We start from the raw sequence: 12,028 nt of genomic DNA, 5'->3' as shown, positions 1-12,028 counted from the left end.
GCTTGTCAGTGAACTTATTCTCGAGGGTGACACAAAACCGTACGCCCATGTATTCAACAATTAATATTATATGAAATTCAAGCAGAAAGTCAAGAAAAATAGCCGCTTATGCTTATCGGAAACGATATAGAGTCTTTAGGCCTATAAACCAACTGTTAATTAGTGCAATATTCTTAAAAATAAAGTATGATGAGGGTATCTTCTTCATACATAGATGACTGCTCATCTCCTTGTTTAGACCGACAGAAGGGTTGGGTGTTGCAGATGAACAATCGAAACCTAGATGGAAATTTTAACAATCATTTTGCTCAGGCTGCAGCTCCTGTAGAGCAGTTGCATCCTGAAATATGGTTTATGCACGAAGATATTAACGAAGCGGACAGGCCCTATATGATGCCGCTGCTTCACGATAGCTTCGAGTTATGGTTTAGGGAAACAAGCGAAGAAACAGAAGCGATGCAGGGCAGCTCTTTTTTATTTGACTGGGAACTGCGTTTAATTGATAGCGCGGGTGCTGTTAAAGGGCAGGAACTGTTGTGGCATGAAGAACTGCAGCTGCTAGCTGCACAAGTAGCCGCGACAGGCGGCGCTGCTACACTGTCGTTTGGTGAGCCTCTTACTCATGCTGCTGCTGTTCCTGTTCGCAAACGCTCGAATGGCGAGCCATTCAGCATATTTATACATATTGCCCCAAGCAGTGCCGTCGAAGCCGAGCAGCAGGCAAGGCTTGGCGCCCTTCATTTCCGCAGCTGCTTCTATCGCGCTTTCGAACATATATATGTCCGGGATTTGCTGCTCCAGCAAACACGAACGGAGAAGGACGCAAAAAGGCGGGATGCCCTTTTTCTGGCAGCTAAGCGATTGTATGATCAATTCGATGTTACTGCCGTGCTGTCCGAAATGCTGAGCAGTTTGGGCCAGCTTTACCCAAGCTCGGAAGTCAATTTGTATTTGTCACAGGACCATTTGAATGGCGACGCCCGCGTCAAGCCGCTTATTTTTAAAAATGCAGCACATGACATTGTTGCGAAAGCTTTCATGGAAGGCAAGCCAATGACGCAGAAGGAGCGTGATGGCACGATCCGCCTTGCGGTTCCAATGAACGGCAAGCAGGCTGCTTACGGCGTGCTCTGCATCTCGATTGACGCCGAGCGCTGGGATATTGCAAATATGCCGGCCTTCGTGCTGCTTGCTGATACGGCGGGTTCTGCGTTTGAGAATGCCAAGCTGTACGAGCAGTCCAATTTGCTCATCAATGAGCTTCGCGTCATTAATGAGCTGGCGAAACGGCTGAATCAATCGCTGAAGCTTAAGGATATTTTCAAGTTTGCGACGCATGAGCTGCTTAATATTTTTGAAGCCGATTATTGCTCGATTCTCCAATTGGATAAAGATCGCAACCAGTTTAATGTGATGTCCAGCAATATTCCTACGCTTGCACGTGAGCAATTTGTGCCGGATTACGGCTTTAGCGGCATTATTAACCGCACGAAAGAACCGCTTATTTTATCAGATTATTGGCAAACCCGAGTCGTAACGTCTAAAATGATGGATCACACTGGCTCTCGCTCGCTTATCGCCGCACCTATTATGGTCGAAGATGAAGTAGTGGGCGTGATCATGGTTACGCATAAAAGCCCTCATTATTTCTCCTACGACAATTATAAGCTGCTCCAAATTATGTCCACACATATTGCCTTGGCGGTGACGAACGCTTCGCTGCATGCAGAAGTTCGCCGGATGGTGATTACGGACAATTTAACGGGGCTGCACGCCCGCCACTACTTGAACGAGCAAATTCTGAGCCGTCAGCGCAAAGATCCGCTAGGCTCACTCGTGCTTGTCGACGTTGACCATTTCAAACGCATTAATGATACGTTCGGCCATCAGGTTGGGGATCGTATTTTAATCCAAGTGAGCGAAATTATTCGGACCACGATTAGGCAGGGAGACATCGCTGCAAGATGGGGCGGTGAGGAGCTGGCTGTATATTTGCCAGGCATTCGTTCTGAACAGGCTTTTCGGATTGCTGAACGTATACGCTTGCTTGTGGAAGAGGAGACGGACCCTAAAGTGACGGTATCCTGCGGCGTGTCGGAATGGACGTTTGAAAATGAGAAAATTAGCGTTGAATCGTTATTTTATCGTGCAGATATGGCCTTATATGATGCGAAAAACAATGGAAGAAACTGTATTCGGCTCGGTGTGGGCTAAAAGCTGGAATTGGACAATCGGGCATTGGAGTATCTTGTGAGAAAGAAGAGAAGCGCCATGGGCATGTTGCTCAGGCGTTTTTATTTTTGTATCCAGAAGGTCGCCTTTGTCCCATAAGACAATAGCAGCCTGAAAAGGAATAAGGAGTCTACTGCTTCGGGGAAGCTAATGGATAGGAAATGCAACCTCAGGAGGGAAGCGGAAATGAGAATAAACAAGTGGAGTGCTCTATTATCTCTACTCGCATGCACGGCATGGCTGAGCGGCTGTATGGATGTGGCAGACAAGCGAACACCGGAACAGTGGCTGACTTTATCAGCAGCTGGGCTTGCGGCAACGGATAAATACAGCTTCAGCGGCTCTACTTCCATTATTGGAGCAGATGGCTGGAGCTATACGCCGCAGCGCTTCTCGGGAGAGGTGTTGAATCATGAACAGATCAGATCGTATGCAGGGACAGCAGCGGATCAGAGCACATCCCGCACGCCAGCGGAGCTGCTTAAGGAGCTTCAGCAATCGACTAATAAGGTAAGTATTCAAACGGAGACAACAGCGGAAGGGCATCTCGTGCTTCATGCGGCCCTTGACAAGGGTGCAGCGAAGAAAAGGTGGGAGAAGCGCCTGACGGCAGAAATGGCAGCTCTCGCGAGCCGGGCTCCCTCAGAGGAAGGAGCGCTGCGGCAGGAATGGCTGCGCACGTATGAGGCGTCTCATCAGGAGCTGAAGCAAATGCTGGCCACCTTAGAGGTGGATGGACAATACGAGCTGACCATCGACCGCAGCAGGCTGGTGCCGCTCAAGTTGGAAGAGCAAACGACATTTGCTTATCAAAAACAGGGCAAAAGGATCATGGAGAAGCGGACGACGAACATTTCGCTCAGCGCTTTTGATGGTTCCACTTCGCCATGAAGGATGCACATGCCTGTTAAACATGTTACGATGGGGTTGGTAGTAATCGTCAAATATAGAGAAGCAATGATTTGGAGGAGAGTTTAACATGCGTGACCCAAGAATTCAGCAGCTAGCTGCCAATTTGGCAGGCTATTCCATTGGCGTTCAGCCGGGAGAAAATGTACTTATTGAAGTCATCGGCTCGGAACGCGAGCTGACGAAAGCTTTAATTGAAGAGGTAGCGAAGCTCGGCGGCAGACCATTTGTGGAAATTACAGACCCTGCGGTAACGCGTACGCTGCTGCAGAATGGAAGCAAAGAGCAAATCGAAGAGTGGACGAAATATGATTTGCAGCGCATGAAGCAAATGGATGCTTACATCGGCATTCGTGCGGGCGGCAATGTCAATGAAATGAGCGATGTGCCGGAAGATAAAATACGGCTGTATGAGCAAATTTATCGCGATGCTGTACATATGGATCAGCGGGTCAAGCGCACGCGTTGGGTCGTTATGCGCTATCCGAACGAATCGATGGCGCAGCTGGCAAAAATGAGCACGGAATCGTTTGAGGATTTTTATTTTAACGTCTGTAATTTGGATTATGCCAAAATGGACAAAGCGATGGACCCGCTTCAGGCTTTGATGAACAAAACCGATCGCGTAAGAATTGTATCGCCAGGCACCGATCTTACTTTTTCCATTAAAAATATCGGCTCCAAAAAATGCTCCGGCCACCGCAACATTCCGGATGGAGAAGTTTTTTCGGCTCCTGTGCGCGACTCGGTACAGGGTACCATTTCCTACAATGCACCCAGCGTATATTCAGGCGTAACCTTCTCGGACATTTGCTTCACGTTTGAAAATGGCAAAATCGTCAAGGCAACAAGCAGCGATACAGCACGCTTGAATGAGATTTTGGATATGGATGAGGGCGCGCGTTATATTGGCGAATTTGCAATTGGCTTTAATCCGCATATTTTGCACCCGATGAATGACACTTTATTTGATGAGAAGATCGCGGGAAGCCTGCACTTTACACCGGGCCGCGCTTATGATGAAACGGACAATGGAAATCGGTCTTCCGTTCACTGGGACCTTGTGCTTATTCAGCGCCCAGAATATGGCGGAGGGGAAATTTATTTCGATGATGTGCTTATCCGCAAGGATGGACATTTCGTTATTCCGGAGCTCGAGGCGTTAAATTCCGAAAATTTGAAATAAATGAAAAAGAAGCGTTTAACAATTTGCCTCTTGCCCGATCAATGATTTCAGGTTATCATGATTTCGAAGGTAAGCTTTACTAATTTAATTGGAGGGGTTCCCCATGTCTAACAACGCAGCTATTGTAGAAATATCCCAAGCAGCAGGTCAATTCCGCTCATCAATCGTTCTGCAAGCAGATAACAAATATATTGATGTTAAAAGTATTTTGGGATTGTTCACTACGCTGGTAGGCGGTCACTCCTACGAGCTTCACGTCCATGGACCAGATGCTGAAGAAGCAAAAGCCGCAATGGCAGCTGTTTTCGCTAAGCATAACCTGAATATTGCAGTCGTTTCTGAATAAACAGGTTACACCAGTACATGCGCCTCTTCGCTAGCCGAAGGGGTGCTTTTCTGTTTTGTCCTTGTGTATTGGCTCTTTTTCGTCTAATATAAAGGGTATAGACGACGGCGGGTACACGCATTAGGGGGGAAAACGATGTCTTCACCGGAAGTCACGGTTCAATTGCATGAGAAAGCTCTTCGTCTCCTTATGGAGGATGCGGCTAAAATAGAGAAATTGATTGAGGTTCAGATGGAGAACTTGACGACCCGTCAATGTCCGCTGTACGAGGAAGTATTGGACACGCAGATGTATGGATTCTCGCGGGAAATTGATTTTGCAGTACGCGCTGGTTTGATCGCTGAGCATAGCGGCAAGGAGCTGTTAAGCCGATTGGAGCGCAATCTGGCTCAGCTTTACGAAGCGTTGAATAGAAAGGAGTAGGCGTACCATGCGGCCTGCTCCTTTTTTTTGTTTGTCTCCCTTTGTTTCTATCTGTTTAGCTATCTGCTTGTTTTAATTGTTCTATATTTCCTTGTTTCCTTAAGAAGGAACAATTTTGCGGCTTTTGTCTTTATTTTGGTGGGAGTGTGTTGAAAAAGGCGGGGCGGAGCAAAAGGTTTGGAAGTGAGAAGCGGCAGCGCTCGCCTTTGCTCTTGGATTCCCACCATTGAGATGGTGTATCAGGGAATCCAAGAGTAACAGCGATCGAACTCCAAGCCTTTTGCGCAGCCCAGATCCTTTTTCAGCGTGCTCCCATCCTTTATACCAAATAAAAAGCAATGCCCAAAATACAATAAACCATTAGCAGCAGCGCCCCTTCATACCAATTGGTCTGTCCGTCCCCCGATACCGACTTCGCTATAAAGACAGATACCGCGATAGCGGTCAGCTCAATCGGTGTAAAAATAATGTCCATCGTCTTGCCCATTATTGCGCTGGCGATAATGAGCACGGGGGCGACGAACAGGGCGATTTGCAAGCTGCTTCCGATAGCAATTTCGACGGCCGCACCGATTTTATTCCTCATCGCCAACATAATGGCTGCACTGTGCTCTGCGGCATTGCCGACAATGGCTATGATGAATGCGCCGACAAACAGCTCAGACAGCCCAAAACGCGTTGTAAACGTATCCAGCGTGTGGACCAGCCATTCACTAATAAAAGCGACCATCACGGTGGCGACAACGAGCATGAGGACGGAGCGGCCCTTAGACCAGGCAGGCTCGTCGCCATGGTCATTGCTCATTTCGTTGTCTGCAAGCATCTGCTTGTGCGTCACCATCGAGAACAGCAGCCAAAGCACATACGACAAGATCAAAATACTGGCTACAGTCAGGCTGAGGAAATGATCCTTCTCCAGCGAGAAATGCTCGGCTCCAACAAATATCGCCGGTACGAACAAGCCGATGACAGCGAGCATCATCAAGGTTGAGTTATGCTGAGCTAACTGATGATTGAAATGCTGCTGTTTGTATTTGAGTCCACCCGCGAGCAGGCTGAGCCCGAGGACAAGCAGCAGGTTTCCGATAATGGAGCCAGTTATGCTCGCTTTTACCATGTCGAACAGACCTTCCTTGACGAGGAAAAAGGCAATAATCAGCTCGGCTGCGTTGCCGAAGGTCGCATTAAGAAAGCCGCCGAGCCGCTGGCCAGCATAATGGGCGACGCTCTCGGTCGCTTGCCCGAGAAAGCCTGCTGCAAATACAATCGCTATAGCGGAAACAGCAAATTGCAGCGTCATGTCTAGATGGGCGAAATGAGCGAGTGCACTGAAGGCAAACATGACGATTAATCCGGTGAAAAACAGCTTCCGTCTCACGTGGACACCCCTTTGTGAAAATCTGCAAACCTGTTATATAATATATCCAATTCTATTCGACAGATAACCGTTATTTTAATCGACAAAAGTTGCTTCCGGTTAATCCATCCAGTACAATATACATATATAGCAAATGGAGGAGTGAAGAAGATGACCGAGGACCTTAAAACAGGCATTATTCGTATTTCTGATGACGTAGTAGCAACAATCGCGGGACTCGCCGCACTTGAGACTCCAGGTATAGCAGCCATGTCTGGCGGGATTTCCGAAGGGCTTGCAAAACGCCTAAGCGGGAAAAACGTGCAGAAGGGTGTTTCCGTGGAAGTCGGACAGCTCGAGGCCGCAATTGATTTGCGTATAATCGTTCACTATGGCATTCCTATTCAGGAAGTATGCCGTCAGCTGCAGCTCAACGTAAGGGAAACGGTTTCGAACATGACCGGTCTTCAAGTCGTTGAAGTGAATGTGAAAGTAGAAGGTGTTGTGTTTAAGGAAGAAGAGGTTTTTGAGGAAGCAGCGGCTCCGCGTATAAAATAATCGGTGATTGCTTGTCCCGCATCGTGCGGCCAGAGCTGTTCATTCTGATATAACATCGCAACAATAAACAAGCTTCCGCGCCTCATAGCAGGTGGGAAGCTTGTTTTAGTTTTGACGTTTGTTTTTCGGTTTTGCATTGCGATTCGCTTCTCGTGAAATGCTAAGCAATACGCCAATACACATGAGACAGGCCATAAGCGATGAGCCGCCATAGCTTATGAAAGGGAGCGTTACCCCGGTCAGCGGTATAGCGCCTGTTACGCCGCCAATGTTTATGAATGCCTGAATGCTGAACAGCCCTATAATGCCGACGCCGATAATGGTGCCATATTGATCCGAGCAGCGCAAAGCGACGATCAGGCCGCGCCATAAAAAAGCAAGGAAAAATAAAATAAAAAGCGAGGCTCCAATAAAACCGAATTCCTCCGCGATAATGGCAAATATAAAATCATTATACGCATAGGTCAAATAATGCAGCTTTTGTACACTTTCGCCAAAGCCAGCTCCGGTCAAGCCGCCATGCCCTAAAGCCTGTAAAGAGGAAACGAGCTGAAGCCCCGTATCCTGCTTGTCTGCCACAGGATCCAAAAAAGCGGTAAAGCGGGCAATACGATAAGACCACTTTGCCGGGCTTATCGCCATAGAAATACTGACTACAACCGAAAGCACAAGCCCCATTAGTCCGCCGGTTACGAATACCTGCTTCAGATTTGCGCCGCCGGCCATAATCATAATGGTTGCGCAGCCTGCGAGTACCATACAGGAGCCCAAATCCGGCTGCTGCATAATAAGGAAGCAGATGAAGCCTGTAACAAGAATGACGGGAACGAGACCTTTTTTGAAGTCGCGGAATTTCTCGCCTTTTTTGGAAATGAGTGCTCCCAAGTACAAAATAAGCGCGAGCTTTGCGGGCTCCGTTGGCTGTATAGTTAGGGGCCCTATTTTTAGCCAGCTGTGCGCACCGTTAATGTTATCACTCACAAAAGGAACGATAGCAAGTAGAATAATGACAGGAATAAAGAAAAGCAAAAAAGACTTCTTGTAAAATTCGTAACGAATATTCATCATGATGAGCATGAAAAATACGCCTGCTGCTGCAAAAAGAGCCTGTTTTTTAACAAAATAAAGCGGATCATTCAAATACTTTGGTGAATACAAGGCAATGCTTGAGCTCGCGCTGAATACCATCACGAGCCCAAAACCGACGAGCAGAAGCGTGAAAATAAGAAGCAGAAAATCTGGCCTGCCACGGCTGCCGTTTTGCGTTTTGCTCATACTAGTCAAGCAATTGCTTTAGTTGCTGCAATCGCTGCGTAGCTGTGTTCAGAATAGGCTGTGGCACCGGGGATTCATACTCCATACCATGCGGGAACGTTGCTCTGCCAATGTATACGGCTTCAATTGCAAGTACAGCATGTGGAGATTCAAGCTTTCCTTCAACGGCACGCGTGTTGATGCGCAAAAAGTACTCAGCGTTCGTAGCCTTATCTTCCAGTTTCAAATCATATGTAGCGCGGTAGTATTCCCACTGCCAACGAACGAAGCCGAGCTTTTCTGCTGATTCATCCAAATGGAACAGCTCGCTCTGAACACCGTTCAAACCGGTATTCTCAATAATCATGATGTTTCCTCCTCATTATTCAAAAACCAATTGTTGAACATTCATTTCTCATGATAGTATGTTTCCCCAGCCAGTGCAAGCCTTACCCACAGCGACAAAGCAATCAGAAATCAACATTCCTGCAATTAAGCTTCCTCATGTGAGCTTCGTTCTGTTAAAATAGAGTAAGTTTATACGATTAAGACGATAGGTCTGTCATTTGTGTAAAAGGTGAAGGAGGTTTGCTGTTATGTTGACCAGTGTCTATACGTTAGAAAAGCTGCAACATCTTTATCCAGAGATGGTGCAGTGGCGGAGATACCTCCATCAGCATCCTGAACTATCCTTCCAAGAGGAGAAAACCTCAAGATGGATCGCAGGGAAGCTGGCGGAATTCGGCTGCGAGTTTGAGGAAGGTGTAGGCGGATATGGAATCGTTGTGACGATAAAAGGCGAACAGCCTGGGCCAGTCGTGGCTCTGCGCGCCGACATCGATGCGTTGCCGATTCAAGATGAGAAGCAGTGTGATTATGCGTCAACGGTACCCGGAATGATGCATGCTTGCGGGCACGATGGCCATACGTCGTCGATGCTGGCGATAGCTAAGTTTTATCAGGAGCATCGCGAAGTAATCAAAGGCGAGCGGAGGCTGTTGTTTCAGCCTGCTGAGGAAGTGACGCCGGGTGGTGCCATTCATATGATAAAGGACGGCGCGCTTGAAGGCGTGGATGTTATCTATGGCATTCATCTGTGGGCTCCGCTCCCATTTGGGCAAGTATCGTCAAGAGCTGGCGCTTTCATGGCCGCAGCCGATGAATTTACAATTGAAATTATCGGGCTGGGCGGACATGGTGGCATGCCGCATAAAGGAATTGATACGATTGTAGTCGGGGCCTCTCTCGTGCAGTCGATTCAATCGATTGTTAGTCGGAGCATTAACCCGCTGCATCCGTCGGTTATTTCAATAGGATCTTTTCAAGCGGGTACGACGAATAACGTCATTGCCGAACGGTGTTTAATGAAAGGTACAGTTCGTTCATTCGATGAGGAAAGCCGTTATTTTATTCATGAGCGGTTGAAGCAAGTAATTGATCATACCTGCCAAATGTATGGAGCCAAATACGATTTTCAGCTTCGCATTGGCTATCCTGCTGTTATCAATAATGAGCATGAAGCGGAACGTTTTTTCCGTGTAGCTGAGCCGATGCTGGGAGAGGGCAATGCGGTGCGGGGCGATGAAATGATGGTAGCCGAAGACTTTTCCTACTACTTGGACAAGGTTCCCGGCTGCTTTATGATGGTAGGAGCGGGCAATGGCGAGACGTCCACCAGCTATTCCCATCACCATCCTAAGTTCGATTTTGAAGAAGGCGCGATGCTTAAATCCGCAGAGCTGCTTATACGGTTGGCTGAGGATTATGTGTCAGAGCCATAGATGGTCGTAGCACTAAACTAAACGCTGGATGAGCATGTTAATAGCAGTAAGATGAACGTAAGGGGCATGTCACGGAAGACCGTGGCATGCTCTTTTTTTTATGCGAAACGAGCTTTGACGACTAAGGAAACAACAGCGTTTACACTTGCATAAAATAGGGCTTTCTTCCGCATACTGCTCCTATAGGTGGCCATTATGGCCGAAGCGTTGGCCTTGCAGTTTTGCGAAAGGCAGGCTGCATACTGACAGAAAAGGAGGGCTTTCTATGCTGAAGCCAAGCGGCAAGCCGCTCATTGTTCAAAGCGATATGACGCTTTTGCTCAATATGAAGCAAGCCGGGGCAGAAGAGGCCGCTGGAAGGCTGCTTGCTATCGCAGAGCTCGTCAAGCGCCCGGGAGGGTGGCATACGTACCGGATGACTGCCATGACGCTATGGCAAGCCTGCGCGTCAGGCATGGCGGCAGAGGATGTCATGGCGCTGCTGATGGAGTATGCTTCATCGAGCATCCCGACCTATACGGAAATGAGCATACGCAAATGGATGGGAAGATACGGCAAACTGCATCTTGAGCTTGCGGGAGACAAGCTCATGCTAAGCGGCAGCGCAGAGCTTATCACGGAGCTGGACCTCCATCCGCATATCAGGCCGAAATTAACAAACCCGGATTTGGCAGCATGCCAGAACGGTTTAGGTGTGGAGATTCGTGGGGGGGAGCGAGGGCTGCTCAAGCAGGAGCTGGCCCGGCTCGGTTATCCCGTCATCGATCAGGCGGGCTATCACGCCGGTGAGGCGCTGATGGTGCAGCTGCGCGAGGAAACGCGCCACGGCATGCCGTTCGAGCTGCGAGGCTATCAGCAGCAGGCGGTAGATGTGTTCTGCGCCGAAGGCTCCGTGCATGGCGGCAGCGGGGTCGTCGTGCTGCCATGCGGAGCTGGCAAGACGGTTGTCGGGCTGGCTGCACTCGCAAAGCTAAGCAGCGCGACGCTGATTTTGACCTCAAGTACAACCTCGGTCAAGCAATGGAAGCGCGAGCTGCTGGACAAAACAACGCTGCAGGATGAACAAATAGGAGAATATGCTGGCGGGCTGAAGCAGGTGCGTCCGGTGACGATTGCCACCTATCAAATTTTGACGAGCCGCAGGGCGAAGTCGGCAGACTATCAGCATATGAATTTATTTTCCGAGCGCGATTGGGGGCTCATTATTTATGATGAGGTGCATTTGCTGCCTGCACCTGTATTTCGAATGACGGCGGATATTCAAGCGACGAGGCGGCTTGGTCTGACGGCAACGCTCGTACGCGAGGATGGCTGCGCGGAGGATGTTTTTTCGCTCATAGGTCCGAAGCAGTATGAATGGCTGTGGAAGGCGGTAGAAGCAGAGGGACATATTGCGGCTGTTCATTGCACCGAAATTCGCATACCGCTGGATGAGGCTGTCCGCAAGCGTTATGCGGCGGCCGCTCCACGCTCCCAATTGCGCCTTGCTGCAGAAAATCCGTCGAAGGCAGACGTCATTACGGAGCTGTTGAAGCGACATGAGGGCGTCCCAACGCTCATTATTGGGCAATATTTAGATCAACTGCATGCGGTTGCCGAAACGCTCGCAATTCCCGTTATAACCGGAGAGCTGGAGCAGGATAAGCGCCAACTGCTGTATGACCGTTTCCGCTCGGGTGAGGTTCCTGTGCTGGCGGTTTCCAAGGTTGCCAATTTTGCTGTAGATTTGCCGGATGCGGCAGTAGCCATTCAAATATCGGGCAGCTATGGCTCTAGGCAAGAGGAAGCTCAGCGCATTGGGCGCATTCTCAGGCCAAAGCAAGGCAGAAACGAAGCATGGTTTTATACCGTTGTTAGCGATGGCACCAAGGAGCTGGATTTTGCCTTGCGGCGCCAGCTGTTCATGGTGGAGCAGGGATATCGCTATGCGTTGGAATCGCGGGAGTAGTTTCTCATGAATTAAGTAAAGAAATCCGATCCAA

General features: G+C 48.9%; 11 protein-coding genes. 8 read left to right on the top strand and 3 right to left on the bottom strand.

Annotated features, from left to right (window positions below):
- Positions 1 to 264 precede the first annotated feature (264 nt).
- The 5 genes from ACSR9A_RS21995 (at position 265) to ACSR9A_RS21975 (ending at position 5,096) form a co-directional block, all read left to right on the top strand.
- Complete coding sequence (locus ACSR9A_RS21995) at positions 265 to 2,214, top strand: diguanylate cyclase (protein ID WP_473759467.1); 1,950 nt, start codon at positions 265 to 267, stop codon at positions 2,212 to 2,214.
- A gap of 204 nt (positions 2,215 to 2,418) precedes the next feature.
- Complete coding sequence (locus ACSR9A_RS21990) at positions 2,419 to 3,123, top strand: hypothetical protein (RefSeq protein WP_473759466.1); 705 nt, start codon at positions 2,419 to 2,421, stop codon at positions 3,121 to 3,123.
- A gap of 88 nt (positions 3,124 to 3,211) precedes the next feature.
- On the top strand, positions 3,212 to 4,327 hold the full coding sequence (locus ACSR9A_RS21985; RefSeq protein ID WP_473759465.1) for an aminopeptidase: 1,116 nt from the start codon (positions 3,212 to 3,214) through the stop codon (positions 4,325 to 4,327).
- A 103-nt stretch (positions 4,328 to 4,430) separates the two neighbouring features.
- A complete protein-coding gene (locus tag ACSR9A_RS21980) occupies positions 4,431 to 4,673 on the top strand; it encodes an HPr family phosphocarrier protein (RefSeq protein WP_046230579.1) in 243 nt (80 codons plus the stop codon).
- 135 nt (positions 4,674 to 4,808) lie between these two features.
- Entirely contained in the window at positions 4,809 to 5,096 is a 288-nt protein-coding gene (locus ACSR9A_RS21975) for an Fpa/YlaN family protein (RefSeq protein WP_056038636.1), read from the top strand.
- A gap of 319 nt (positions 5,097 to 5,415) precedes the next feature.
- Here ACSR9A_RS21975 and cax read toward each other — a convergent pair whose 3' ends face one another.
- Positions 5,416 to 6,474: a calcium/proton exchanger gene (gene cax / locus ACSR9A_RS21970; protein ID WP_473759464.1), complete on the bottom strand. Its 1,059-nt coding sequence runs from the start codon at positions 6,472 to 6,474 to the stop codon at positions 5,416 to 5,418.
- Between the two features lie 150 nt (positions 6,475 to 6,624).
- Here cax and ACSR9A_RS21965 point away from each other — a divergent pair, with 150 nt between their 5' ends.
- The gene (locus tag ACSR9A_RS21965) at positions 6,625 to 7,011 is read left to right on the top strand and encodes an Asp23/Gls24 family envelope stress response protein (protein ID WP_341282338.1); all 387 of its coding nucleotides are present in this window, start codon (positions 6,625 to 6,627) and stop codon (positions 7,009 to 7,011) included.
- 105 nt (positions 7,012 to 7,116) lie between these two features.
- On the opposite strand, the gene ftsW is transcribed toward ACSR9A_RS21965, so the two are convergent.
- Both ftsW and ACSR9A_RS21955 read right to left on the bottom strand, forming a co-directional pair.
- Entirely contained in the window at positions 7,117 to 8,286 is a 1,170-nt protein-coding gene (ftsW, locus tag ACSR9A_RS21960; RefSeq protein ID WP_473759463.1) for a putative lipid II flippase FtsW, read from the bottom strand.
- A 1-nt stretch (position 8,287) separates the two neighbouring features.
- Positions 8,288 to 8,632, bottom strand: a complete 345-nt coding sequence (locus ACSR9A_RS21955) for a YugN family protein (RefSeq protein WP_341282340.1) — start codon at positions 8,630 to 8,632, stop codon at positions 8,288 to 8,290.
- 229 nt (positions 8,633 to 8,861) lie between these two features.
- Between ACSR9A_RS21955 and ACSR9A_RS21950 the strand changes: the two genes are divergently transcribed.
- Positions 8,862 to 10,046, top strand: coding sequence for a M20 metallopeptidase family protein (locus tag ACSR9A_RS21950; protein WP_473759461.1), 1,185 nt, complete (start codon positions 8,862 to 8,864; stop codon positions 10,044 to 10,046).
- Between the two features lie 265 nt (positions 10,047 to 10,311).
- Positions 10,312 to 11,994 (top strand): DNA repair helicase XPB, encoded by a 1,683-nt coding sequence (locus tag ACSR9A_RS21945; RefSeq protein WP_473759460.1) that lies wholly within the window; start codon positions 10,312 to 10,314, stop codon positions 11,992 to 11,994.
- Positions 11,995 to 12,028: the final 34 nt, after the last annotated feature.

Source organism: Paenibacillus sp. R-74696, from assembly GCF_055814915.1.
The sequence above is the reverse complement of the archived record's forward strand: the minus strand, read 5'-3'. Positions and strand labels throughout refer to the sequence as shown.